Genomic DNA, 26,048 nt, shown 5'->3' on the forward strand with positions numbered 1-26,048 from the left:
ACGTTCGTCGTTTGTTTTCTATGAACATTAGCGGAAGGAGAATCCGAAAACTCCTGGGGGATCAGCACGTGTCTGAAGACTCTGGAGTGGCGGTTTTCCACGGAGGAGGCTGAGGCCGTGTCCCCGGAAAGCGAAGGATTCTCCTGTAGCGGTGCTACTCAGCATAGTTTAGACTATTCGTCTTTTCAACTACTACTTTTCGTTATGTCCCAGCCTCTTTTACGCTTTAGCACTTCATCTTTACCGACTGAAAGGCTCGTTTTTTTATTCATCCTTGCTTTCAAGATAAGCATTTAAATGCTCATAGACTTTGTTTTGATCTGCTTCAAGCTTATTCCCTGTATCAACGAGTGGGCTGAGCGTTGAGTACGCTGGCAATTTATCATTATTGTATACTTGAATAATTTCATCCTGATTAATTGCATAAAGAACCGCTTTTCGTAAATCAACGCTTTCTGCTACATCGCGGTTAGAAGTGTTGAACGCGAGATACGTTACACCGTTACTTGGAATACTTTGTAGTTGAAGCTTTTCATCACCTTCAACAAGATCCATTTTATTTTCCGGTACGCCATAATACATATCAATTTCCCCACTACGTAAAGCCGAAAGTGCTGAATCAGAGTCACTTATAAATCGAACCCGTACTTCTTCAATTGCTGGCTCATACTCTGTTCCTGCTTGATAACCTGGGTTCTTCAAAAATACTGCTTCATAGTCGTTCTTATGCGTCATGATATACGGACCGCTTGCATACAAACTATTCTCTAAACCACTGCCTTCTGTCACTAAACGCTGATCGCCATAAGGAATGTCTGTATTAACATCAAACTCTTCAACGTTATAGGTGTTCACTGATTCGACTTGTGACTTCGATACAATGCCAGCTGATTGATGAGCTAAGTAATTTAATACTTGAGGGAACGGCTCAGTTGTCGTCAATTTCACAACTTGATAAGCCCCCTCCTCTGAATTCGCAGCATCCTTGTCTGTGACAAGGGAATCAATCGATTGATCAAGACCAGATTCCAACTGTTCAAGAATTGAATCTGAGCTTCCAGCCAATGTCGCGTTTTCTAATTCAGTTAGATCGGAGACAGCCGTCACCTCACCGATATGTTCATGAAGGGTATACGTCCGATGATCTGGCACAGAATCGCGATCAGACGCTCTCTCTAAAGAGAAAATAACGTCCTCAATTCCAACACGCTCCTCTGTTTCTACCACATCTTCTCCCTCTACCGCCGCAAAGAAGAGATCATCTCGTAAAACGAAATAGTAATCCTCATTTCCCTCTGCAATGGCGTATTCATATGAAAGAGAGGCATCCGCTGTAATAGCATCATCATCGGTTAGATTCACTAAGCGAACATACATATTCGTGTTCAGTTGATTAATGGAACCGTCATTCCCTTTAATTGGGTCAAGAGATGTTAATTCTGATATCGCTTGAGTCAGTACTAGCGGTCTTTCTCCTTGCTCTTCTTCATTTACATATCGAACACTGTCCCAAGCAAATGCGCGTGATTTTGATAGACGAACCGATTCCTCTTGTAGCACATCTTGATTAAACGCCTGGTTTTTCATAGACGTATAGAGTGGAACGATATAGGCATTCTCGGTTACTAGAGTTTCTTCTAATTCACGATACGTATCGGTATACTCTTCTGGTGATTCGGTTGAACCTTGTTCAATAAGTGCATCAATATCGGCATCGTCTATTAAACTATTGTCACCATCTGATTTAAATAATGAACGAATCGCATAATCTGGGTTTCCTGTCACTGTCGTCCAGCTAGAGATAGCAATATCATAATTGCCAGCATCTCGCTGCGAAACAAAGCTGCCATAATCAGGCTGTTGGTTAATTGAAACCGTAAATCCATTAGACGTTAACTGATCACGTAAGATGTTAATATCTTGTTCGTTGCTACTCATTGCCAGTAATTCTATGTCAACTGCTTCTGCTGGCGGTTCAACGTCTGATGCCTCTCCCTCCACATCGTCACGTGTTGTGACATTACAAGCACTTAGTGCCACCAAAGCAAAAGCCGCGAGTGTTAGTCCCCATTGTTTCTTCATGTTACATCCCCCTTAGATTTGTTTTACGATAAACGTGGATCGGTTGCGTCTCGTAAGCCGTCTCCTAAAAAATTAAACGACAATACGAGTAAAATGATTGCTAGACCTGGAAATAAAGCAAGATGAGGCTGGCTTTCTAAATAGGAGCTTCCTAGTCTTAAAATATTGCCCCATTCTGGTATATGTGGTTCAACGCCTAAACCAAGGTAGCTTAAGCTGCTTGTTGCCAAAACCGCGGTGCCAACTGTTAATGTCGACCGAATTATCATTGGAGACATGGCATTTGGAATGACATGCTTCACTAAAACCTTTACATGATTTGCTCCTAAAGCACGTGCAGATTCAACATATTCAAGATTGGATACTTGTAATACATTGGCACGCATCGTTCGTGCATAACCGGGAATGGCCCCTACACTTAAAGCCAAAATTAAATTGACTGTACTTGCACCGAATGCCGCTATGATGGTAATCGCAAGCAGGATATCAGGAATAGCATACAAAACGTCGAGAGAACGCATAATCACATTATCTGAACGACGGCCGAAATAACCGGAAATAGCTCCTAAAATCCCTCCAATGACAAACGGAACAAGGGTTGCAACAAACCCTACAATTAAAGAAATCCGTGCCCCAAATATGACGCGTGAAAATACATCACGACCATAATTATCTGTGCCGAACGGATGGGCAAGGCTTGGTTCAGCTAGAATCGTACTGTAATTATTGGTAATAGCATCTCCGTAATCAAAAACACCATAACTACTAACAGATATCATAAATAAAAATAGAATGAAAAATAATCCAATCATCGGCGCTGGGTAAGAAATTAATTTTTCTAGTAGCCCTCTCTTCTGTTGTTCTTGAATGAACATTGTATAGAGAACGATTAAGACGAATAGATTTCCTGTTACAACTGTTAGTAACAGGAGAATACCTAGACCCCGCTTTCTATTCCTCGTTGACTTCTGAATGAATGGAAGTGCAAAAAAGAACAACAGGTGTATAAGCAATACACTAAATAAAAGAATCATAGATGGGATAAATGTATTTGCCACGTAGGGCTTAAATAAATTCACTAACGACACAAGAATGACGAGCACATCTGCAAGAATCATATAAAAGGCAAGAATCGTCGTTGCAGTTCGTTTTTCTTTCACGACATAGAATGCAGCTAATGACGCAAAGACATTCCCTGTAAAAACACCGAATAACAGTACCCACGCTAAGCCTTTGCTAACGCCATCTCTTTCATTGTCTTTATAGCGACGTTTATGAACAAGAAAAAGAAGGAAGCCGTGTAACATCAGTATGATAAATTGAATAGATGTATAAAGAAAGAAGCCACCATATTCGCCCCTACCGTTTAGATTCACTAACGTTAACAGAAGAAAAAATCCAGTCGATAAAAAGAAGAAGAAGCGAACCTGACGAAATGTAAACTGTTTTCTAGCTCGATCCACACGCTCACCTCCTAACTAGTATTCTTTCATTTTTGCTCGTATCCGTGGATCAAGGAATGCATAAAGTAAATCAACCAATAAATTAATAATCGAAATCACAATCGCTATATAAATAACACCGCCAAGTACAGCTGGTATATCAGGAATAAATTGTTTATCCACAATATAACTACCTAATCCACTAATGTTGAAGACCTTCTCCACAACGGCAGCACCACCAAGCATTCCACCAAATTGAAGACCAATGATGGTGACAACAGGAATTAACGCATTCGGTACTGCGTGCTTTACGATAACCGTCCAGCCAGACAGTCCCTTTGCTTTTGCTAGCAACATATAATCTTCCTGTATGACATCCAGTGTTGAGGAACGTGTCATTCGCGCAACCGCAGCTGTTAAACTCGTTCCAAGCACAATTGCTGGCATGAGCAACGAAAGATTGTTTGTGCTACTATATGTTGCCGGGAGCCAGCCTAGTTGAATCGAAAACTGCAATATCATGACTAGACCTAGCCAAAAACTAGGAATTGAAAGTCCAATTAATGCCACAAACATAAAGAACTGATCATAAAACGAATGTCGTTTTACGGCTGCATAGATACCAGCAGGTACCGCAATTACAATGGCTAAAATAAGGGATAGAAGTGTTAATTGTAACGTCACCGGAAACCTGCGAAAAATGGTTTGAACAACCTCTTCATTTCCTTCGTACGACTGGCCTAAATCAAATGTCCATACGCCTTGAACCGCTTGCCACAGCTGAGTAAAGTATGATTGATCAAGCCCATAAACCCGATTAAATGCTTCAATTTGCTCTCGTGATGCTTGCTCCCCTAATAAATTTATTGCTGGATCAAATGGTGATAAATAAAGGATCGTAAATACGAGTGCGGTTACGCCGAAGACGACGTACACCATCATTAGCAAGCACTCAGCAATGTATTTAACGTATGGATTCGCATAAATCATAAGCAGTACGTACATAGGCAATGCAAGAACAAGTCCTACTGTAAAGCCAATTGGCTTTGTTAAAAAAGTTGACACATCTCTTCGTAGTCGTTGAAGCAGCTCTCCTTCGTTTTGGCCACTTAATTCTTGTTTAAGTCGTGCATCCACAATTTGGCTTGTTACTTGTACTGATTTCTCTTGCTTAAAAAAAGCTTGTTTTTTCTTTTCTTGATCAACTAATTCTTGCCGTCGACGTTCGGATTCCGCAAAAACAGTTGTTGTCGAAGGTTGTACTAGCACAACGACCAACCGAATGATATGTAGTGGTAATCCGAGCAACAACAGTAAAAAACGATACGATGGTTGCTGCATCGCTTTATCATATTGAGAAGCGATAAAGGCTGTGACTCGCAACGTGGACAATCTCTCATCACCTCCAACTATAAAAAAATCTATAAATGTATGTATGAATATAGCATCGCTTGTCTGTTAAGTCAATTAAGTATATTGATTTAATCGGGATTTAATTTTATGATAAGAAAAAGAACGTAAACGGAGGATTTTCAATGGAGCAATTAATGCGCATCTCAGACTTATCAGTTGGCTTTATAAATGGTGATGATTATATTGAAGCGGTCAAACAGATAAGTTTCACAATTAATAAAGGAGAAACCCTTGGCATCGTTGGAGAATCAGGTAGTGGCAAGAGCGTCACAGCGAAAGCGATTATGCAACTACTTTCTCCTTCTGCTGTCTATGGTGATGACAGTCAAATTGAATTCTTATCAACTAATTTACTAGATTTACCTGAGAAAAAGATGCAGCGTATTCGTGGTAAAGAAATTGGAATGGTGTTCCAAGATCCAATGACATCTTTAAATCCGACTAAGACAGTTGGCAAACAAATAACAGAAAGCATTCGGAAACATCAGAAGCTTCCCCCTCATAAAGCTAAACAAGAAGCATTGGTACTAATGGAAAAAGTCGGCATTGCAGAAGTTGAACAGCGATTTAAACAGTACCCTCATGAATTTTCAGGCGGAATGAGGCAGCGCATCGTTATTGCCATCGCTCTTGCATGCAAACCTCGCCTCCTTATTGCAGATGAACCAACTACCGCACTCGATGTAACGGTGCAAGCTCAACTATTAGATTTATTAAAAGACATTCAAGCTGAGACAGGTACATCCATTTTGCTTATTACACACGACTTCGGTGTCGTAGCAGAACTGTGTGATCGAGTAATCGTAATGAAAGAAGGAGAAATTGTAGAGGAAAATCAGGCAACAGACATCTTTGATTACCCACAACATCCTTATACGAAGCGCTTACTGGATGCTTTTCCTAAGATGATGACGGATAAAGAAGAACCTACTTTTTCAGATAACAAGCCGCTGCTTCAAGTTCGCAACTTAAAACAGTATTTTCAATTAGCAAAAGGGCATGTAACGAAAGCAGTCAACGATGTTTCCTTTACCATTTATGAAGGCGAGTCATTTGGATTTGTCGGTGAATCTGGATCTGGAAAATCAACAACTGGTCGTTCGCTGCTTCATTTGCATAAACCGACTAGTGGAGAAGTTCTATATGAAGGCTTTGACCTAGGGCATCTGACACCAAACGAATTAAAACACATGCGTCGCCATATTCAAATTATCTTTCAGGACCCATATGCCTCATTAGATCCACGCCTGAAAATTATTGATAGTATTGGCGAAGCACTTGATTTGCATCAATTAGTACAGACGAAGCAAGAGCGTTACACCCGTGTCGTTGAACTCCTGACATTAGTAGGCTTAGACCGTGACATGGCTTATCGCTACCCTCACGAATTCTCAGGTGGGCAACGACAACGAATTGGCATTGCGCGGGCACTGGCAGTTCAACCAAAGCTTATTGTGTGTGATGAAATTCTTTCTGCACTCGATGCATCCATTCAGACCCAAATGATCGAGCTACTCAAAGACCTTCAACAGAAGCTTGGGCTAACATATCTCTTTATTGCCCATGATCTCTCGATGGTCCAGCAATTTTGCGATCGCGTCGCTGTTATGTACAAGGGGAGAATAGTCGAAATGGGATCGACAAAAAGGATTTTCGAACACCCCCACCACCCTTACACAAAAAATTTGTTGGCTGCCATACCGATTACCAATCCTAGCCTGCGTCGCTATGAGCCAGTTCCGACGCTGCCATTACCCTTTATTGAAGAAGAGGCAGATCATGAATTGGTTGAACAAGCCTCACATCATTGGGTTGCTAGATCGGCTGTATATGAGAAAATCACTACGAATGTCTGAACAACGCGTCTAACACCATCGGTAGCTGTCGAGCAGTTACTGGTGGTGTATTTTTATGAATACACGTTACCTAAAAATAAACAAATAGCGTATTGGGAAATATCAAATAGTTCTTACATGAATTCCCTTTTATTAGTAAAATAAACCATATACGAAGAAAGGAGGGGGTTACATATGTCGGACTTCATTCGCTCAGAAATTGTCGGGGCGAAGATTGTAGAATGGTACAGTTGCATTATTGCTCGATCCGTTGATCAAGCGATTCATCTGCAAGCTGAAATTAAGGACATGCTTAAAAAAATGGAGGAAAGTGACCAAATTCTTGCTTATTACTCCCTTGTCGAGTACCGCTTTAACATGATGATGGATCAAACAACAGATAGAGAAGCAGGCGACGAAATGTTTAATCGCATTGACCCTATTGTAAAAAGCTCCATGGATAATCTCCTACATTATTACTATTATTTTATTAGTGGTCAGCATGAATTTCTTCAAGAGCATTATCGCAGTGCAATTAAATTATTTCGTAAAGCAGAGCGGTTGCTAGAATATGTAAAAGATGACGCAGAAGAGGCAGAATTTCATTATTACATGGGGTCAAGTTTATACAGAATAAATCAATATGTATTTGCTAGCTCATACTTAGAAGATGCAATTGTTACGTTCAAACGTCTTCAGTACACAGAAAAAACCATTTTCAGTTATAACTTGTTAGCTGGTTTATTTTCTGAAACAGATAATTACGAAAAAGCACATGACATCTTGCAAGAAAATCTTGTAAGTGCACGTAACTACCCCGTTGCTGAAGTCATTGTTCTTCGTATGCTCGGTATTAATGAATATCGTTACAAAAACTATTCTGCCGCAAGAGGATATTATGAGAAGGTCTTAGAAAAGATGGGGACACAAACAAACCCACTCATCACAAAAACAAAATATAATTTAGCTTTAACGCTATTCAAGCTTAATGAAATGGAAACCGCAGTTATTTTCTTAAAAGAAGGATTACAAGAGGCAAAGCATTTTAATATGACAGAATTCATTGCAAATTGTTCCATATTAAAGGGCTTGTACGTTGACGAGAACCATTATCTCATTGACCGGTCTCTCCAAATGTTAAAAGACCATGACCTACACTTCGAAATTGAAGAAATGGCAGATGAATTAGCGATCTATTTTGAAAAACAGAAGCAAACTGATCTCTCTCTAAAATATTTACGCGAAGCTTATTCTTCAAAGAAAAACCTATTAAAATTAGGGGTTGATTAATATGAAAAAATGGGCTCCCATAGCCTTACTAACCATATTGTTCTTTTCTTTTTCCTCAACCACAAGTATCGGTGAGCTTGTTGATGCTCCTATAGACGCACATTCTAAAGCTGATACCGGTCATTAAATGTACTAATAGAACCACAAGGGTTCTATTTAAATTCTTCTACTCACTCACAAGTCCAACTACACATTTAAATCGCGATTGCGTCTTTTGTTGCTTCTTTACCCCTTCTTTGCTATCTAGGATGAGAATGGTGTGACCAACCCATAGTCGCAAATAGAGAGAGCGAACCGATACCGGGCCTTTTCAGCCCCTATATTCCATTTCGGTTCCATCTCTATACTCGACTTCGGTTCGCAACAACCAACGATTCCCCCACCCACACTCAATATATTTCATTCGCAACGTCTCCTCTAATAAAACGCTTCCAGTCAAGCAGCCCGTTCCATTCTAAAAATAACTTTTCTGCTCCTCTGTAAAGCGATAACAAAAAGGCAAAAGAAAAGAAACAACGACAAACAAGAGCAACATCATACCTATATACGCTAGAAATGAAATAGCGGTAAACGTCCTAACAATAAACAAAGGAATAAATGCCATAAGAAAGATCAAACCAAAATTTAGCTTACTTCGCTTTGACTGGTACTGCTTCTCTCCGCAGGATGGGCATTTAGTTTTTGCAAATGTACATACGTACGCTTGTTTATAGGAGTAAGTATATTGACACGACCAACAACTTGGCAAATTCATCAAGCATCTCCTCCTTTTTTTTCATTGTACCATGACAAAAGAAGCTACTGTACCCGTTAATCCACTTCCGTTTTCCAATGCCCTTCATTGAATGTAAACAGCGAAGTGGATTCGTTATGAAGCCCACCACGCTTACATGCATTTCTTCTTCATTTTCTGCCTACAATTACATAAAGTGGCTCCTTACCTAGCTTCATTGCAGGAAATGATTTAGTAACAATGGTAAACCCAGCATTCATCATTTCCTGTTCCATTTCTCCAGAGAAGACTCTTGGTCCTGACACGTTTTCCGTTTTCTCTATATCAATGCAGACAAATACTCCACCTTGCTTTAGAGTTGATCGAATTTGGTCTAACACAACAGATAACGGCTTCACTTCATGTAAAGAAATAGAGGCAATCGCTGTATCGACATGATCTTTGGGAATTGGTATTGTTTTAAAATCTCCAACAATAGGTTCAATGTTATGAATGCCGCTTTCGTCACTTGTTTTCATGAGATACGCTAAAATGTCTTTGTCTGAATCAAGTGCGTACACTTTGTCGACTTTAGTTGCCACGGCACGAGCCACATAGCCTGTTCCGGTACCAACATCCAAAATCGTATCCTTTTTATTAATTGTAAAGTACGAAAATAAGTCTTCAGCAGGAAACCGTTGTAACCCTTCTAAATTTGCTATTTTACGTTGGATCCGATTGTTCATTTTTTATCCCCCTAAATAATAGATATAATAACTCTTTAATAACTATAATAAAAAGAAAAAGATTTGTACAGCTTTATGCTTCATATTTATAACGACCCTATTTTCTTATGCTCACTATCCTTCATGCTACTAAGTCACATGAAGGTGCCTACTTGCGGCTTAAATTGGAAAGCGTATAATGAGCTTCAATCAAGGTAAGCTTAGTAAAGCGTGCAATCGCTAACGATATAGGAGGGATTCTTATGGAAATGGAAGGACAAGCAATTATCGTAACAGGTGGCGCGAGTGGTATTGGTAAAGAAACCGTTAAACAACTTGCAGCTAAGGGAGCGTCAGTTGTGATTGCTGATTTTAACAGTGAAGCGGCAGCATCACTCGCAACAGAAATGGATCTTGCAGATAAAGTTGTTTCTTATAAAGTCGACGTCTCAAAAGCAGAAGAAGTAGAAGCAATGGTTCATTGGACCGTAGAAAAATTCAATACAATTAATGGTATTTTTAACAATGCCGGTATCGGGCTTGTAAAGCCACTGCTTGAACTAGATCCTGCATCTTATCATAAAGTCATAGACGTTGATCAGCATAGTGTTTATTACGGTATTTACTATACTGCGAAGAAAATGGTTGAATTAGGTGTAAAAGGAACAATTGTGAATACAGCATCCATTTACGGCTCTATTGCTGCCTTAGGCAGTTTTAATTACAATGCAGCGAAAGCAGCCGTTGTGATGATGACAAAATCAGCAGCCTTAGAACTTTCTGATTATGGCATTCGTTCTGTTGGCGTTGCACCAGGATTTATTGATACCCCCATTTTAGGTGACTCAGATGAGGCGAAAGAACAACTTGCCCAACTACACATGCGACAACAATTAATTAAACCTGAGCAAGTCGCAAATGTCGTTACGTTTTTATTTACAGACGCAGCCAATGCTGTAAACGGTCAAACCATTCCGGTTGACGATGGCTTCTTAAGCTTTAAAACAAAGTAAATCAAATGCTTAGAATACAACAAAAAGACGAATGATTCCCATGAACAGTTTCCTATCTAGTCGACACGTAAAAAAGTGAGACACTGGAAGGAACTTATTAAATCTTGGGCATTCGTCTTTTATTTTTTACTATCCTTTTATTCCTGTAAAGGTAATGCCATTAATAAACGTTTTTTGCATAAAGAAGAAAAGAACGATAATCGGTAATGTCATCATGGTGGAAACCGCCATCATTAGATGCCATTGAGACCCTTGTTGGTTTTGAAATTGTTGTAAACCTAATGATAGTGTGTAAGATGCTTCTTCTGTTAAATAAATGAGCGGTCCAAGAAAATCTGTCCATGAAGCCATGAATTGAAACAACGCAATAGCTAGAATGGCTGGTTTCGCTAACGGAAACATAATCTGCCAGTAAATTCGCCACTCACTTGCTCCATCAATCTTTGCTGCTTCTCTTAATGTATCTGGCAATCCTTTAAAAAACTGACGTAAAAGGAAAATAGAGAACGGAACCCCAAAAAATGCTGGCACAATAAGAGGTAAATTCGTTCCTACCCAACCGAATTGATTAAAAAGTAAGAATAACGGAATCATTGTTACTTGAGCTGGTATCATCATGACAGCAATGGTAATGGCGAACATCACGTTGCGTCCACGCCAGCGTAACTTTGCGAAGCTATAAGCAACAATTGGGCAAGAAATGACTACGCCTAATGTGCTTAATCCTGTGATCACTGCGGTGTTATATGTGTACGTCCAAAATGGGATGTATTGAGTCGCTTCTATATAATTTTCCCATTGAAAAGGACGAGGGATAAATTCAGGTGGAAAACTAAATACTTGTGTGATCGGTTTAAACGACGTTGACACCATCCAAATAAATGGAACGAGAAAGATGATGGACGCGATTATTAAAACAGTATGTGCATAAATCTTTTTAAAACGCTTCTTTGCAGTTGCTTCCACTTCTCATTCCTCCTCAATCACCTTGATAGTGAACCCATTTTTTTGAACTCCAGAAGACAAGACTCGTTAGTACTAGAATAATGAGAAACAAAATCCACGCCATTGCCGAAGCATAGCCCATTCTAAAATAGCTAAATGCATTATCGTATAAATACATGACGTAAAAGGTTAATGAATCAGCTGGTGTTCCTGTTCCATTCGTCATGGCATAGGGCAATGTGAATTGTTGAAAAGCACCGATAAAACCCATCACCAAGTTAAAAAAGATAACCGGTGTTAGCAAAGGCAACGTAATTTTAAAGGTTTTTTGTAAGAATGTTGCGCCGTCTACTTCAGCTGCTTCATAATATTCTTGAGAAATATCACTTAACCCGGCTAAATAAATAATGACCGCTTGCCCAATTCCCCAAAGCGACATTAATATGAGTGCCGGCTTTGACCAGAACGTACTTCCTAGCCATGGTGGCCCTTGAATGCCGACAAAATCAAGCATCGCATTGACTAATCCGAACTGGGGGTTTAAGAGCCATACCCATAAAATAGCCAAAGCCACATGTGGTACAAGTGTTGGTAAAAAAAAGATTGTTCGATAGACCACCATTCCCTTTACCTTCATGTTCAGCACCATTGCAAGAGCGACACCAAAGATGATACTAAGTGGTACAAAAAAGACAGCAAAATATATGGTGTTATATATGGAAATCCAAAATAAATCATCTTGAAACAGCTCACGGTAATTAGCTAATCCTATAAATTCTCCACTTTGAAGAATACTGAAGTCTGTAAAGCTGTAATACATAGACGAAAGCAATGGGTAGCCAAAAAAGAGTAGTAGCCCAATTACCCAAGGCATCGCAAACAGCCAGCCTGTAAGGTTTTCGTTTGATCGTCGCTTATTCACTCTTACTTTGGTTGGTTTATTCGTTTCAAGTTGCGCCATATTGAATTCCTCCTATTCCTCAGCTTCTGCTTGGTTTACCCTTCTTTGAACACGCTCTAAAAGCTCTTGTGGCTCTCCTCTTCCATGAATAGCGTATTCTACCGCTCTGTCTAATTCATTCCACAACAGTTGGCCACTAGGAATAGGTGGTCGTGCATTTGAGTTCGGTAAAATATCAATAAATTCAGTCATTATCGGATCATCCTGATACAAATCTTCGTTCACTTTATCAATAACAGACATTTGATTATTGATTTCACTGTAGGTGATTTGCCCCTCATAACTACCAAAGTACTTCATAAACTCCCATGCTTCTTCAGCATGATGGGCACCTTTTGGAATAATGACAGATGTCCCACCTGACCATGTGGCGAAATCATCTCCAGTTGGTGTTGGTATCGGTGTGACACCATAATTTAGATCCGGTTTATATTGCTGAATCGTTGATATGGAAAAGGGACCATCGACTTTCATACTATAAATCCCTTGAATAAAGGGGTCCATTTCATTACTCCCTTGAGCCGTATCAAAACTCGTTACGGTTGCAGCATCGTATTGATCTGCGATTGACACGATCCATTCTAGTGCCTCAACATTTTTAGGATGATCAATGGTTAACGTATTCGTCTCCATATCATAGAAATCGCCGCCGAAAGTCCAAGCCCATGTATACAACCATCCTTGAGCGGTCCAGGGAACCATTCCTAACTCCTCTACTCGCCCGTCCTCAATAGTAGACAACTTTTCAATAGCGTCTTCCAATTCTTCTATGGTCGTTGGTGGATTTTCTGGATCAAGGCCAACTTCTTGAAAGCGGTCTTTATTATAAAACAATAGACGGGAATCTGTTGTAATTGGCATGGCATAAATATCATCTTCATAAGTCGTCTCGTCAACAGCGTAATCGTAATATAAGCCCATATCATATTGATCGTTTTCAATAAACGGTGTAAGTGGTTCTAATGAATTTTCAGCTGCATATTGAGCGACTTTAAAGCGGTCAAAATGAGCAAGATCAGGTGGGTTTCCTCCAGCAATCGCTGTCAGTAAGCGTTGATCGTCCCCTTCTGTTGAAGCACTATAAATTTCTTGCACAAATATATCATCTTGACTCTCGTTAAAATCGGATACAACTTGGCGAATTGCTTCAAGCCCTCTACCGGTATGATTATGCCAGTAAGTAACAGTTGTCTTTCCTTCAATCGTAATCGTTTCTTCAATGGCATCGGATTCCTCTGCTGAACACCCCGCTAACACCATAACAGCGACAACACTTGTCAAACTAGGAAAAACCCAACGTCCTCTCCTTCTTATGACTGACAAAACCTGTACCCCCTTCTCATGAGTAAGCGTTTTCATTTACTTGGAAACACTTTTACCGTTTCTTTAGTCACTTTAAGAATCGTGCCTGTATCACTTAATTTATTATTAGGGTACCATGCTCAAGTTGAGGATTATACGCTAAAAATGCCTAATAATTTCGATTATTTGTCATTGGCTCAAATCTTCACCACTCTATCTCAACGAAATCATTATGTATAAAACCGTGTTCTTGATTGATATTGCACGTCATTCATCTGTTTTTGTCACCCTTGTCATACTCCTGCTTACTATAGTAGAGAAAGTTACTGTCTATTTATACAAATTAAGGGTGTGAGCACCTTGGGTAAAAGAAATTATCCAACTGACCAGTTCGCAAAAGCGTTTCTCGCTCAGAAACGCACTCACTTTAATACGCCAGGGCATCATAAGATCGGAACAGAGTCAACATTTAGTAAGCTAGCCAAAAGCCATTTGTTTGAACTTGATATGATCGATGTTAACGTCTTAGAACCATCCGTTTTAAATGATGTAGCCAATGAGATGGCAAAAGCCTATCATGCAGATCGAAGCATTCTATCCACCCAAGGAACGAGTACCGCCATCATGGCTATGATTTTGGCAACCTGTAACGATGGCGGCAAAATGATTGTGCCTAGGAACGTACATCGTTCTGTCGTAGGAGCAATGATCCTCGCCGGTGTGGAGCCTCTCTTTCTTGAGACCGAATTTGATAACGACCTTGGCATTTCCCATCATTACTCTGCGAACTCGCTTATACATGCAATCAATCAGTATACAAATATTCAAGCCATTTTACTAATTAACCCCACCTATTTTGGTGTTTGCACAGATTTACAAACCATTGTTTCCATTGCTCACGATAAACAGATCCCTGTTATTGTAGATGAAGCACATGGAGCTCATTTACCTTTCCATCCTCAATTACCTATTAGTGCAATGGAAGCAGGGGCTGACCTAGCAGCCACAAGTCTGCATAAACTTGGTGGCTCTATGAATCAAACGTCAATTCTTCTCTATCGAAAAGGGCTGGTTGACTTCCGGAACGTTCAGAACGCAATGAACTATTTAATGTCCACCTCGCGTCCTTTTCAACTCATTGCTTCTCTGGATTCAACTCGTTATCAGCTAGAACAATCGGGAAGGTTGCAACTTCAGAGAGCAATGGCACTTGCTGAGGATTTTCGTACAAAAGTAAACACACTAACGGGTATTTCTTGCCCGACTAAAGATGACCTACTTTCCTCAGATGCTTCATTCGATCTTGATCAGTCGAAAGTCATCATAAAAATAGATACACTCCCCCTTTCTGGATATGAATTAAAACAGTTGCTAGAAAAAGAATCAAATATTCTACTTGAACTAGCTGACACTCGCTACGCTTTAGCTATCTTCACAATCGGAACAACAAAAAAAGACGCAAAGAAATTATTTCGTGCTCTCAAAAAACTAGTCGCTCGCTATCAAAAATCTTCATCAGTAATGAACCCTGTAGTGAAACCACCAGCACCAGTCATGAGCATGACACCAAGAAAAGCCAGTTTCTCACCGCAACAACTCGTCCCTCTTTCAGCTAGTCTCGGTAAAATAAATACAGAATTCGTTATCTCCTATCCCCCTGGAATACCCATTCTCATTCCAGGTGAAAGAATTACCAAGCAACACATTGACTTTATCGTCAATCAACGTACTAGCGGAGCTACGTTCGTTGGTTCTCAGCATCCACAGCTAGAGGAACTGACAGTTGTTAAGGACCCGACGTAACGATGTTTGGCTAGAAAGTTTTCTAGCGTTTGAGGCCCTATAGCAGGAGTAGTAGAGCTCTTTTTTTCGTTGATGCCTCTATTCAACTTCACCTTTCATGCTGATTGATGTACGATATTCTATACACAATAAAAATAGCACTTACGTCAAAGTCTATCATGAGCTGGTTCGTAGAGAGGGTGAATCGATGAATCTGGAAATGCATCTTAAACAATTGGAAGAATGTCATCTAAGTGGAGCGGTCCGAGAATCTGGTGAAGCGCTTGGTCACATACTAGCGGACGATTTTGTTGAATTCGGGAGTTCAGGGAAGGTTTTCACTCGCCACGATTTCGTCGATGGCGCAAGCCTTCACACATTAACATTGCATGATTGGACTATGCATCAACTTGGTGAACAGGCCGCTCTCACCACTTACCGAGTGAAAAACCATTGTTTAAACCGAGAAACGTTAAGAAGTTCGATTTGGAAGTACGACGGAACGGATTGGAAACTTTTTTTTCACCAAGGAACCATAGCAAATGAACAAACAAAAGAGTAATGTATTTTTTCTAACGAGATCGTTAAAAAGAGGCTGGGACATAACGAAAAGTCGTATTTGAAAAGACGAATAGTCTAAAATATGCTGAGTAGCACCGCTACAGGAGAATCCTTCGCTTTCCGGAGACACGCCCTCAGCCTCCTCCGTAGGAAACTGCCACTCCAGAGTCTTCAGACACGTGCTGATCCCCCAGGAGTCTTCGGATTCTCCTTCCGCTCATTTTCATAGAAAATAAACGACGAACGTTCCTATTTTCAGGAATGTTCGTCATTTTGGTCTGTCTATCTACTTTTGTCCCAGCCTCTTTTCATTTTATGTTGAATGCTTTAAGACGTGAAGACGTTTCACTTCTTCTGCTAATTCTTCGTCAGGTCCATCAACAGAAATCGATTTGACTACATCTTCAATAGCCAGAGGGTGCAAGTTGCCGGGCTCCAACCCTATTTCCTTTTTCCATTCACGCAATTGCTTTGAGGAGCTTACATAGACAATTCTGCCTAGCCCTACTAAACCGTGAGCAGCTGCACACATTGGGCAATGTTCACCAGACGTGTATACAGTGGCAACCTTCCGTTCTTCAGCTGTTAAGTGAGCGGCTGCCCACCTGGCTATAGCAAATTCAGGATGTTGTGTTTGGTCACCACTAGAAACATGATTATGGTCTTCAAATAGGATGTCTCCTTTTGCTGAAACGAGAAGTGATCCGAACGGTTCATCACCGTTTTCCAGCGCTTTCTTTGCTAGTTCAATACACTGGAGTAAATAGGCTTTATCCTCACTCGTAATCATCATACACCCCCCTTTTGATAAACAAGCTTTCCTTTGAAAAAACTAGCCATCACGTCGTTTTGTCTGGCAACAAATTCTGCTGTAGAAGAGCTATCAACAAGAATAAACGAAGCATCCATTCCTTCTTGAAGCCATGGTAAACCTTCTTCTAACAAGAGCGGCTGACCTGTGATGAGTTCGAGTGCGTTTGTTAGCGTATCGTGCTTTGTTAAACGGAACATTTCTGCATAGCGGTTAAGCTTCTCCGTAACCTTACCGGTTCCAAAAGGAGACCAAGAATCGTAAACATTGTCACAACCAATTCTTACCTGTACCCCATATGACCGTAACTCTTCCAAAGGTGGGATAACACCTGTAATAGGAACACTTGATACAACTGAAATTCCTGTCTTGGCTAACTCTGTAAAAACTTCAGCCCTTTCTTCTCCAACAAAGTCGTTCAACCCAAATGCATGGCTAATCGCTACCTTGCCTTGCAAACCGCTTTGCTTTGTGTAATCGAGGAGCGTCTTGACTGTTTCTCGTCCATGCTCTCCACGATCATGAACATGAATGTCAATTGGAATTTGAAACGCTGTAGCGAGCTCAAAGGTTTGAGATAGGGATTTTTCTACGTCCCCATCAAGGGAAGAAGGGTCTACACCCCCAATCAAATTTACTCCAGCCTCCAAAGCTTGCTTCACTTCTCCATAGGCATCGGAGCGCAGCATACCATGTTGAGGAAACGCAACGAGTTCATAGTCAAGTTTTCCTTTAAAGTGATGTAACACGTCTTGTACTTCTTCTAAATACCGCTGTCCAACTTTAGGATGAACGTCGATATGGGATCGAAAGAACGTAACGCCGTTCGCCAATTCTAGATCGATTAAATTGCGTGCACGCTCTTGTAATGAGAGATCTAACTGATCGAGTTCCTTTATTTCTTGTGTAAATCGCTCAACAATCGAATTCGCTGGTGTAATTGGTTGCCACGGCACACCAAGCTTACTTTTGTCTAAATGACAATGCATTTCTTGTAAACTTGGTAGTAACAAATTTCCATACGCATTAAAGCCATCTCGTTTTCCGGCTGACTGTATCTCTATGACCTTACCGTTCTCCACCTGTATATCGAACGATTCGGTTCTACTGCCGTATACAAAGTCCCCTTCTGTTTCAAAACCTGTTTCCATACGCACATTTCGTATCCACTCACCCATATCCTTCACCTCACTGCCTCTACTCTACCCGCTCATTAACAGTCAGTAAAGCATTTTGATCCAGCCCTCAACCATCAGATGAAAGCATCTGTTTAGCCATTTCAACCATATCGTTTAAGCCTGACGACAACGCAAATTCTGCAACAAGTATTGGTGACGCAGCACGAACCTCGATAATGTGCTGCTTCATTCCTTTCCACACACGCCCACCTCCTTGCTCATAGGTGACAAGTAATTGATCCAATCCCTCTTCTCCAAAAAGTTGATAATGGGCTGCGAAATCCTCAGACACGTCACCAACAGCTACTTCCGTCCAGTCGATTAAACCGCTTACCTCGAATTGTTCATTAAGCAAAATGTGACCCGGGTGCAAATCTCCATGCTTCACACCTGAAAAAGTCGGCCAAATCGAGTCATTCTCTAGCCACATTTGCCAACGCGCCCATAGCTTTGGATGAATATCAAAATGATTTTTAACACGGTTCATTCTTTCTCTCATATGAGATTGAAGTGATGTACCACTTAGCATATTAACTCCAGTTCGTACCATCTGATCCGTTGAAACATTGTGTAGGTCCGCCATCACCTTACCTAGCGATTGCTGATAGGAATGTGGAGGTTTTGTTTCATCAAAGATCCATACGTACGCTTGCTGCTCCATATCAATGGTCGCTGCCGGTGTACCATCGAGCTCTTTATAGGCAATCAACTCGTTTGAAAAAATCGTCCACTGAGGGACTTGAAAACTTACATGTGTGTCTATGATCGTTAAAGCTGCTTGTTCTTTTTTACTATGTTTTAAGGAGTCCTCTCTACGAGGAATGCGTAAAATCCATTTTTCACCTGTCGTGTCTTTTGCATGCACTACTCGAAAATCAAGTCCAGACTCATTTATTTTCAAAGAGTTCTCCTCTAATTGTAATTGATGGCGCCTAGCTAATTGTATGATTTCTGTTTGATTCATTCTCCAACATCTCCCTTTATTAATTGGCGATTATTAATCGTATACTTCACGTCCGCTACTTCATGTAAAAACGTTCGATCATGACTTACAAGAATAATGGTTCCTTCATATGCTTTAATAAATTGTTCTAGTGCTTTCATGCTTTTCACATCCAGAAAAGTAGTTGGTTCATCTAATACCAGAACATTCCACTCACCTAAGAAAAGATGACAAAGCTGTAGCCGGATAGACTCTCCTCCACTTAATTTACTTACACATTTCCTTAAATCGTTCCCAAAAAAGCCCATATTAGCTAATGCAGAACGAACTCTCGCCTCTCTCTGATCACTATTTTGCTTAATAAATGCTAGAACCGAAAGTCTTTCTTTCCACTGAAAATCAAATTGTTGATAAATGCCAAACCGAACATTGGGCGAGACCGTTATCCCTTCATGTTGACTTACAATTGATTGTAACAGCGACGTTTTCCCTGACCCATTTTCACCTGTAATGGCAATGGTTTTACCTAAAGGAAATTGGAAGCTTGCGTCTTCTATTAATACGCGACCGTGTTTTTTTAACGTTAATTGATTGGCAAAGATCGGCACTTTATTATGAAGTTGTAAATACGCTGGCTGATGAAACACAATCTGTCTTTCACGTTCAACGGCATCTACTTCGGGCAGTTGCTGAGCACGTTGTTCAAGTGCCTTTGCTGCTCGCTGAATAGACTTTTCACTCGTTCCTTTCGATTTTGTCATAAACATGCGATTCGCTGTCGCTTTCGTCTCCTTCTTTGACATCGACCGGTTCCCTCTCGTTACGTTTCGTGCTTTTTTCTTTTTCTCTTCTGCAGCAGTTAAGAGACGATTCTTTTCCTTTTTCATTTGTTCATACTGCTCTTGTTGAATCGATTGTTCCAATCTTTTTTGCGCTTCATAAGCAGTATAATTCCCGCTATACTCATTTACTTGACCGTCTTTTAATTCCCAAATTGTCGTTACAAGCTGATCCAATACATACCGATCGTGACTAACGATGACAAGAGTACCAACATAATAGCGAAGTTCTTCAATAAGAAAATCGACTCCTTTTTCATCCAGATGAGTGGTGGGCTCATCTAGTAACATCCCCTCTCGATAAGCACTAAACAGCTGTGCTAATTTGAGACGTGTTTGCTCACCACCACTCATGTCTGCTCTACTTTGATTCGGAAGCTCCAGTCTACTACTCCATTCACCCTCCACCTTACCTTTTCCAGGGGCTTCTTTTTGAGCGAAAGAAGCAAAGTCAATATGCCGATGAACTTGACCTCTACTTGATTGAATACTCCCTTCAAGCACATTTATAAGCGTACTTTTCCCACTTCCATTTTCCCCAACAATACCAATGCGATCACATTGGTGTAGATGCAGGTGATCGATTTCCAAGATAAGTTGATCTCCATACGTAACAAGGATATCGTTAAGTTCTACTACTAATTGTTCCATTCTTTCACGTCCTTTTCATGATGAGATAAAAGGCGCATCATCACAAAAAACCACAGACATACGGCGTCTGTGGTTACGAGTAAACGAGGGTAGAACAAAGACATGTCTCCCTTTTTTCGAAAAAAAAAGAAAGACAGCCTAATCTGCCTTTCTCCCCGTTTCTTCTATCCGGTGAAGGTTGTTAAAAATGTGCAGACTACTCCCGTTTACTCTGTTTATGAAAACAGAGCCTTTGAACATATAGAATTACTGTTTGTTCAAAGTTTGCTGGCGTAATCTTGCTGGTAACATTCTTAACATTCCTCCTACCATTAAAGTTAGTGTTACTATAAATGAGATGACCCATGACGTCAAGAAAAACTTTTCCAGTCGTGAAACGGCTAGACATTCCTTACGCTCTGTTTACTTGTCACATTGCTGGATAAAATCCAGTTCATTCTGCTCTCTTGCCTTCGCAGTCACCCACTGAAGGAACATCCACTCTTTCTCGTTAACTTTCCGACCAAGCTGTTCTTCAAAATCAATAATTAACCCACACATGTTATGATCCATTGATTTCATAGGTCCTCCTGCAAACACCTTTTCTTTATCTTATGTATATACACCGGTAATTGCAAGAGAATTTAGATAATAACGATGTATTTTATTCATTTTATTTATTTTGTTCATAAAGTTCACGTTGACTTTACGTTTAGATGTATTAGTATACTAGTGAAAAACAACTAGTTTGACGACAGACAAAGAAAGAAGGCTTTTCTATGATTGGGACGTTTGTAAATGTAGCAACAATTCTTATTGGTAGTTTCATAGGAACCGTGTTAAAGAAAGGATTATCAGATCGATTTCATACGATCCTTCTTCAAGGGATGGGGCTCGCCGTTATCGGCCTTGGCATTGGTGCCCTTACGACCAATTTACCAAACAGTGCATATCCTGTCTTATTTATTATTAGTATGGCGCTTGGTGGCATTATTGGGGAGTGGACTCGATTTGAAGATCGGTTTCGTAGCGCCTTATCTTTCATACTTAGAGGACAAGCGAATGAAGGGGTAACGACCGCTATTCTCCTTTTTTGTGTTGGTACGCTATCAATTGTTGGGCCAATAGAAGCTGCATTAAATGATCAATATACGTATCTTTATTCGAATGCGATACTCGATGGCTTCACCTCTATTGTACTTGCCGCAACGTTCGGGTTTAGTATTGCTTTCTCTGCCTTCATTTTGCTTCTTTGGCAAGGAAGTATTTACTTTCTAGCAAGCTTTGCTTCCCTTTTCTTTACTCCTGAATTACTGACCGAGATTTCAATCATTGGAGGGCTGTTAATACTGAGCACAGGACTAAACATTGTCGGAATCTCTTCCTTTAAAACGTTAAATTTAGTACCAGCTTTACTCATTCCCGTTCTCTTTTTTATACTAAAAATGGGTATGATCCACTAGATTTCCCAAGAAATCGACAATGATCATCGTTAATAAAAAGCTCTTGTAACAGGTATTTTCTCTATTTGAAGGATTCATTCAGTGAGTAATGCCATGCTCTCAAACCTTTTATAACGGCTTAACAAACCGTACATTTCCCAATATCAGTTACGCTTATTTTTGTTGGCTGCCGGGTAACTCTCTTCATGTACAACAAAATATTGAAGGGAGTTTTTATTATGAAAACCTGGTTTTACAGCCTTACCACCTCCATTCTTTTTTTCCTTATTTTGGCTGGAGGAAGTTCTTATGCACATGCATCGACAGACGCGGCAAAAGTCCACGCAACTCCACCGGAGAATGTTTACTACGAAGAGTTGAACGGTCTGTTTATTGAGTTACCTTACGCAGAAGATCTTGTAAACGTTGAAAAGGAAAACGATACTCTCTTTATTAGAGATCTCACAACCAATGACCTATTGGAACAAATCACCCTACGAAATACCGTCCAAGCAGCAGATGATCATCCGCTTTTACCTCCACCGATAACGGTGCCACCAACTGAAGAATTTATGGAAATGTTCTCCACAAGGGAGTACAACGGGCTTGAAGTTGTTTTAAATGTACGGTTTGTTGTCACTAAAAATGCTGAAGGTATTTATGAAGAAGTTGTCGACATTCGCGATGCATGGTGGACAACAGGGAGCGGTCCCCATACTTTAGAAGATTCAAATACGGATATTCTTCATGGTGATTTTCCAGTAAGAGAGTTTACTGTAACGGGACAAACAACCATCGTCACACAAATCGATGCTAGTGCTCGTGCTGGCTTTGAAGCGGCAGGATTTAGTGTCGGAGTTGACGTTTCAGGAACTTATTATGCTCGTATGACAGTCCGAGACACAATGGTGTTTGATTTATTTTCATAAGAAGTAGACCGCTCTTTTAGTTGAGCGGTCTTTATAATAGTGGATAAACAAGCTTAATAATGAAGTAGGTTACGACAATAGCACCAATCCCCTCTATTACTCTCCTCATTTTAGATTTATGATCGAGACGTTTCTGTAGCTTTCTTTCCCTTTCAATCTGTTTATCTTCTGACTGCAATAGCCACACAACAGTCGTAACGATATAACTAGCTAAAACGGTAATCAGTAGTTGACGAATACTAGGGACACCCTTTTCCATAGCAACATTCGCCAGAATCATACCCGTTACTACCGCAACAGGTAAGAAGACAAATGTTTTTATCACTACTTTCTTTCGAAGCTTTTCCTCTTCTAAAAAATTCAACTCATACCAGCTCCTTCCTCTTTATTCCTCTATTTCCCTATTCCCTTTTATTTACATAAAAAACCGCTATAATGCTCTTAATAGAGTCTTCTCCATGCTCTGTTAGCCCATTGCCACATATGTGCTATTTTTCAGTCTTTGGAAGAATTTTAGTTACCGCTATTATAAAGACAAGGGTGATGCCTATGTTGACCTCTAGACAAAAATCGATTTTGCTTACATTACTTGAAAGCGATCACTTTGTCACTATTGAATTCTTAGCCAAATGGTTAAATATTAGTAGCCGAACCATTCGCTATGACTTAGATGCGATCGATACCAGCTTAGAATCTATTCAAGTGACAACGACTAGAATGCCAGGAAAAGGCGTTCGCTTAAGGGTTGGAGACGACAAACGTCCTTACCTGTTCGAGTTAATTGAAGGAAAGCAAGAAAGTACAGACAAGCATACTCAACGACTAATGATGAGTCTGTTCGTCACAATTAATGGAACGTTTACGATTCAAGAGCTTGCGGATCAATTCTTTTTAAGTCGCTCAAGTGTCCACAAATACTTGGTTGATGTGGAAGAATGGCTTGATCACTTTGATTTGCAACTTGTCAAACAGGCTTGGAAAGGATTTCAAGTCATTGGTACTGAACGAAGCCTGCGATTTGCATTTTATCAAATGCTCGGAGACAAACGAGCCGATTTGGATCGAATTGAGGACTGGTTAAATGTTAATGAACGTGAAATGGAGCTTATGAAAACATGGCTTTCGCTTGTTCAAACAGAGCGAGGTGTACATTATAGTGAATCCTCCATCGATGTCTTCACGCTTTTCTTATGTTGGTGGAAAAAACAAATCACCGCAAAAAGCTATGTATTTGTACCAAAAGAACACCGGCATAAGCGCCACTTTCATTTAGGTGTCATTGGTACGTTTATTAAAGATCATGTAGAAGACGAGCGTTCCGTTTTACATGAATCTGCGTTTCTTGATGATTTATTTGATCAGGCAAAAGTCGTTTCGTATCAGAAAGGAACGTCCCATTTCAGAAAAAACAGCCGAGAGAGTCAGTTCTGTGAGCACTTATTGTCTCAACTATCAACCGTTCTGCATACAAATTTTCTTGCAGATGAAAAACTGACGAATGATTTAACACACCACATCAAAGCTGCATTTATGCGGATGTCACAAGGTGTGGAAATTGAAAATCCCTACACCGAAGAAATTAAAGTTCGGTATCGCGCCATTTATGAAATGGTTTTTCAACTAACATACAATATGGGGATTCATTTATTAGCAAGCGAAGTCGCCTATATTACGATGCACATTAGCGCCGCTTACGAGCGGAGCAGAAGCCGTGACTTTTTACCAACCGTAATGGTTGTCTGTTCATCAGGGCTTGCAGCATCGTCCATCTTAACAACAAAGCTAGAGCAAATTGAGCCTGGTTTTCACATTATTCATGTAGTCCGAACCCAAGATCTTGAGCAAGTTCTACAAGAAACAAGTCCTGATTTTATCTTGACCACTCAGGAAATTTCCATTCCACACTGGCATCAGACGAAACGGTTTCGTGTCAGTCCATTACTCAGTGACCAAGATAAGCGATTGATTCAACACGAGGCTCATAAAATTGTGAATCGCAAACAGCTAGCTTCCTTTAATGAGGTCTACGGAAACGCTTCATTAGTAGAACCTTCTTTGTTTGATGAAAAAATACACACGATTAAGACAAACGATTGGCGAGACGCCATCACATTAGCGTCCGAACCCCTTCTCGCTGCAGGCTATATTGAACAAAGCTACATTCAAGAAATGATTATGTCTGTAGAACGAAATGGAACCTATATGGTGTTCCTTCCGAAAGTGGCTTTTGTTCATGCAAGCCCTGAGCATGTAAAAAAAGAAGGCATTAGTTTAACGATACTCGAACACGAGATTGAATTTGGCGACCTTAATCCTGAACAAGTCACGATGATTATCGTCCTCGCTATGAAGGAAGCGCATAACCAAGATTTTATACAGCTCTTTCACTATCTAGAAAACGAAACATCTCGAACACAGCTGTTACAAAAATGGATTGGAAGAAAGGACGCGACATGATGCCTACATGGATACGAAAAGAACATGTTGCCGTTAACGTAAAAGCAAGCAACTGGGAAGAAGCTATTCAAGCGTCTGGATCTTTGCTGTTAAGTACTGGAGCCATTACGCAAGAGTATATCGCTCAAATGATTCATTCTGTCAAAGAAAATGGACCATACATTGTGATTGGTCCTGGTATCGCCATGGCACATGCTAGACCAAGTGAAGCCGTACATGAGGATGCTATCTCACTAGCAATACTTGACGAGGCTGTGTCATTCGGAAGCGAACAAAATGACCCTGTTGATCTTGTGTTCTCGTTTTCTGCAACTGGAACAGAAGCACATTTGAAGCTTATTGAACGGCTTTCAAGCGTACTCATTAATGAAGAAAAAGTCGAACAACTGCGCCACGCTCAATCAAAAGAAGAGATTTTCAACTTAATGTAAAGGAGAGGTAAAAAAATGGCTAAAGTAAAAATTATGACAGTATGTGGTTTCGGGCTTGGGTCTTCAATGGTGTTGAAAATGAATTTAGATGGGGTTCTAAAAGAGCTTGGCATTCAAGCAGATGTATTTACAGGTGATGTCGGCTCTGCCCAAAGCACCCCAGCTGATTATATTTTCACAAGTAAAGAATTAGGCGAAAAACTGCAAAAAACGGTTAACAAGCCGGTTATTATTATCAATAGCTTTGTGAACAAAGCAGAAATCAAAGAAAAAGTTGAGGCGGAACTTCAGGCATAATGCCTACGTTCCTTCCAACTATAATAAG

At 40.3% G+C, this 26,048-nt stretch carries 25 protein-coding genes and 1 pseudogene; 11 read left to right on the forward strand and 15 right to left on the reverse strand.

The features are described 5' to 3' along the window. Positions 1-264: 264 nt before the first annotated feature. Genes BK583_RS17380 through BK583_RS17390 form a run of 3 tightly spaced genes read right to left on the reverse strand, consistent with a single transcriptional unit; the run spans position 265 to position 4,916 of the window. Entirely contained in the window at positions 265-2,082 is a 1,818-nt protein-coding gene (locus tag BK583_RS17380) for an ABC transporter substrate-binding protein (protein ID WP_055737242.1), read from the reverse strand. Between the two features lie 23 nt (positions 2,083-2,105). Next, positions 2,106-3,545 carry an ABC transporter permease gene (locus BK583_RS17385; RefSeq protein WP_055737241.1) on the reverse strand — a complete coding sequence of 480 codons (1,440 nt, stop codon included), beginning with the start codon at positions 3,543-3,545 and terminating at the stop codon, positions 2,106-2,108. A gap of 15 nt (positions 3,546-3,560) precedes the next feature. Beyond that, positions 3,561-4,916 carry an ABC transporter permease gene (locus BK583_RS17390; RefSeq protein ID WP_236702459.1) on the reverse strand — a complete coding sequence of 452 codons (1,356 nt, stop codon included), beginning with the start codon at positions 4,914-4,916 and terminating at the stop codon, positions 3,561-3,563. A gap of 143 nt (positions 4,917-5,059) precedes the next feature. Here BK583_RS17390 and BK583_RS17395 point away from each other — a divergent pair, with 143 nt between their 5' ends. The 3 genes from BK583_RS17395 to BK583_RS21320 all read left to right on the forward strand — a co-directional run bounded on the left by BK583_RS17395 (position 5,060) and on the right by BK583_RS21320 (position 8,189). Beyond that, positions 5,060-6,793, forward strand: coding sequence for an ABC transporter ATP-binding protein (locus BK583_RS17395; protein ID WP_055737239.1), 1,734 nt, complete (start codon positions 5,060-5,062; stop codon positions 6,791-6,793). 174 nt (positions 6,794-6,967) lie between these two features. Further along, positions 6,968-8,062, forward strand: a complete 1,095-nt coding sequence (locus BK583_RS17400; RefSeq protein ID WP_055737238.1) for a response regulator aspartate phosphatase — start codon at positions 6,968-6,970, stop codon at positions 8,060-8,062. A gap of 1 nt (position 8,063) precedes the next feature. Next, positions 8,064-8,189 carry a hypothetical protein gene (locus BK583_RS21320; RefSeq protein ID WP_269083180.1) on the forward strand — a complete coding sequence of 42 codons (126 nt, stop codon included), beginning with the start codon at positions 8,064-8,066 and terminating at the stop codon, positions 8,187-8,189. A gap of 39 nt (positions 8,190-8,228) precedes the next feature. Here BK583_RS21320 and BK583_RS17405 read toward each other — a convergent pair. The 3 genes and pseudogenes from BK583_RS17405 to BK583_RS17415 form a co-directional block, all read right to left on the reverse strand. Further along, positions 8,229-8,465, reverse strand: a pseudogene (locus BK583_RS17405) (DUF3977 family protein). A 51-nt stretch (positions 8,466-8,516) separates the two neighbouring features. Continuing rightward, positions 8,517-8,816: a TIGR04104 family putative zinc finger protein gene (locus BK583_RS17410; protein ID WP_055737237.1), complete on the reverse strand. Its 300-nt coding sequence runs from the start codon at positions 8,814-8,816 to the stop codon at positions 8,517-8,519. 149 nt (positions 8,817-8,965) lie between these two features. After that, on the reverse strand, positions 8,966-9,520 hold the full coding sequence (locus BK583_RS17415) for a class I SAM-dependent methyltransferase (RefSeq protein ID WP_055737236.1): 555 nt from the start codon (positions 9,518-9,520) through the stop codon (positions 8,966-8,968). Between the two features lie 242 nt (positions 9,521-9,762). Here BK583_RS17415 and BK583_RS17420 point away from each other — a divergent pair, with 242 nt between their 5' ends. Further along, complete coding sequence (locus BK583_RS17420) at positions 9,763-10,512, forward strand: SDR family NAD(P)-dependent oxidoreductase (RefSeq protein ID WP_038476964.1); 750 nt, start codon at positions 9,763-9,765, stop codon at positions 10,510-10,512. A 129-nt stretch (positions 10,513-10,641) separates the two neighbouring features. Here BK583_RS17420 and BK583_RS17425 read toward each other — a convergent pair whose 3' ends face one another. From BK583_RS17425 to BK583_RS17435, 3 genes are read right to left on the reverse strand one after another with little or no spacing between them, the layout of a single operon-like run. After that, positions 10,642-11,478, reverse strand: coding sequence for a carbohydrate ABC transporter permease (locus tag BK583_RS17425; RefSeq protein ID WP_038476961.1), 837 nt, complete (start codon positions 11,476-11,478; stop codon positions 10,642-10,644). A gap of 13 nt (positions 11,479-11,491) precedes the next feature. Next, positions 11,492-12,418: a carbohydrate ABC transporter permease gene (locus BK583_RS17430; protein WP_055737235.1), complete on the reverse strand. Its 927-nt coding sequence runs from the start codon at positions 12,416-12,418 to the stop codon at positions 11,492-11,494. 12 nt (positions 12,419-12,430) lie between these two features. Continuing rightward, positions 12,431-13,741, reverse strand: a complete 1,311-nt coding sequence (locus BK583_RS17435) for an ABC transporter substrate-binding protein (RefSeq protein ID WP_055737234.1) — start codon at positions 13,739-13,741, stop codon at positions 12,431-12,433. A gap of 339 nt (positions 13,742-14,080) precedes the next feature. On the opposite strand from BK583_RS17435, the gene BK583_RS17440 reads away from it, so the two are divergent. Both BK583_RS17440 and BK583_RS17445 read left to right on the forward strand, forming a co-directional pair. Then, positions 14,081-15,523 (forward strand): aminotransferase class I/II-fold pyridoxal phosphate-dependent enzyme, encoded by a 1,443-nt coding sequence (locus BK583_RS17440; RefSeq protein WP_055737233.1) that lies wholly within the window; start codon positions 14,081-14,083, stop codon positions 15,521-15,523. A 187-nt stretch (positions 15,524-15,710) separates the two neighbouring features. Next, positions 15,711-16,064 (forward strand): nuclear transport factor 2 family protein, encoded by a 354-nt coding sequence (locus tag BK583_RS17445; RefSeq protein WP_055737232.1) that lies wholly within the window; start codon positions 15,711-15,713, stop codon positions 16,062-16,064. 312 nt (positions 16,065-16,376) lie between these two features. Here BK583_RS17445 and BK583_RS17450 read toward each other — a convergent pair whose 3' ends face one another. The 5 genes from BK583_RS17450 to BK583_RS20885 form a co-directional block, all read right to left on the reverse strand. After that, positions 16,377-16,853 (reverse strand): nucleoside deaminase, encoded by a 477-nt coding sequence (locus tag BK583_RS17450; protein WP_038476952.1) that lies wholly within the window; start codon positions 16,851-16,853, stop codon positions 16,377-16,379. Further along, entirely contained in the window at positions 16,853-18,052 is a 1,200-nt protein-coding gene (locus BK583_RS17455) for an amidohydrolase (protein ID WP_055737231.1), read from the reverse strand. The genes BK583_RS17450 and BK583_RS17455 overlap by 1 nt, the downstream gene beginning before the upstream one ends. Before the next feature lie 67 nt (positions 18,053-18,119). Then, positions 18,120-19,016 (reverse strand): macrolide 2'-phosphotransferase, encoded by an 897-nt coding sequence (locus BK583_RS17460; RefSeq protein WP_055737230.1) that lies wholly within the window; start codon positions 19,014-19,016, stop codon positions 18,120-18,122. Continuing rightward, positions 19,013-20,485, reverse strand: coding sequence for a ribosomal protection-like ABC-F family protein (gene abc-f / locus BK583_RS17465; protein WP_055737229.1), 1,473 nt, complete (start codon positions 20,483-20,485; stop codon positions 19,013-19,015). The genes BK583_RS17460 and abc-f overlap by 4 nt, the downstream gene beginning before the upstream one ends. Positions 20,486-20,887: 402 nt before the next feature. Beyond that, positions 20,888-21,046, reverse strand: coding sequence for a hypothetical protein (locus BK583_RS20885; protein WP_158318488.1), 159 nt, complete (start codon positions 21,044-21,046; stop codon positions 20,888-20,890). Between the two features lie 197 nt (positions 21,047-21,243). Here BK583_RS20885 and BK583_RS17470 point away from each other — a divergent pair, with 197 nt between their 5' ends. Continuing rightward, positions 21,244-21,927, forward strand: coding sequence for a DUF554 domain-containing protein (locus tag BK583_RS17470; RefSeq protein ID WP_038476940.1), 684 nt, complete (start codon positions 21,244-21,246; stop codon positions 21,925-21,927). 218 nt (positions 21,928-22,145) lie between these two features. Beyond that, the gene (locus BK583_RS17475; protein ID WP_055737228.1) at positions 22,146-22,835 is read left to right on the forward strand and encodes a hypothetical protein; all 690 of its coding nucleotides are present in this window, start codon (positions 22,146-22,148) and stop codon (positions 22,833-22,835) included. A 31-nt stretch (positions 22,836-22,866) separates the two neighbouring features. Here the strand turns inward: BK583_RS17475 and BK583_RS17480 are convergent, their stop codons facing one another. Then, positions 22,867-23,199: a hypothetical protein gene (locus tag BK583_RS17480; RefSeq protein WP_055737227.1), complete on the reverse strand. Its 333-nt coding sequence runs from the start codon at positions 23,197-23,199 to the stop codon at positions 22,867-22,869. Between the two features lie 185 nt (positions 23,200-23,384). Between BK583_RS17480 and BK583_RS17485 the strand changes: the two genes are divergently transcribed. Genes BK583_RS17485 through BK583_RS17495 form a run of 3 tightly spaced genes read left to right on the forward strand, consistent with a single transcriptional unit; the run spans position 23,385 to position 26,020 of the window. Continuing rightward, entirely contained in the window at positions 23,385-25,292 is a 1,908-nt protein-coding gene (locus BK583_RS17485; protein WP_055737226.1) for a BglG family transcription antiterminator, read from the forward strand. Further along, a complete protein-coding gene (locus tag BK583_RS17490; RefSeq protein ID WP_095149606.1) occupies positions 25,292-25,723 on the forward strand; it encodes a PTS sugar transporter subunit IIA in 432 nt (143 codons plus the stop codon). The genes BK583_RS17485 and BK583_RS17490 overlap by 1 nt, the downstream gene beginning before the upstream one ends. Positions 25,724-25,738: 15 nt before the next feature. Further along, positions 25,739-26,020 (forward strand): PTS sugar transporter subunit IIB, encoded by a 282-nt coding sequence (locus tag BK583_RS17495; RefSeq protein ID WP_038476925.1) that lies wholly within the window; start codon positions 25,739-25,741, stop codon positions 26,018-26,020. Positions 26,021-26,048: the final 28 nt, after the last annotated feature.

The sequence above is a fragment of the Shouchella oshimensis genome (assembly GCF_002019765.1).
GTDB classification, from domain to species: domain Bacteria; phylum Bacillota; class Bacilli; order Bacillales; family Bacillaceae_D; genus Shouchella; species Shouchella oshimensis.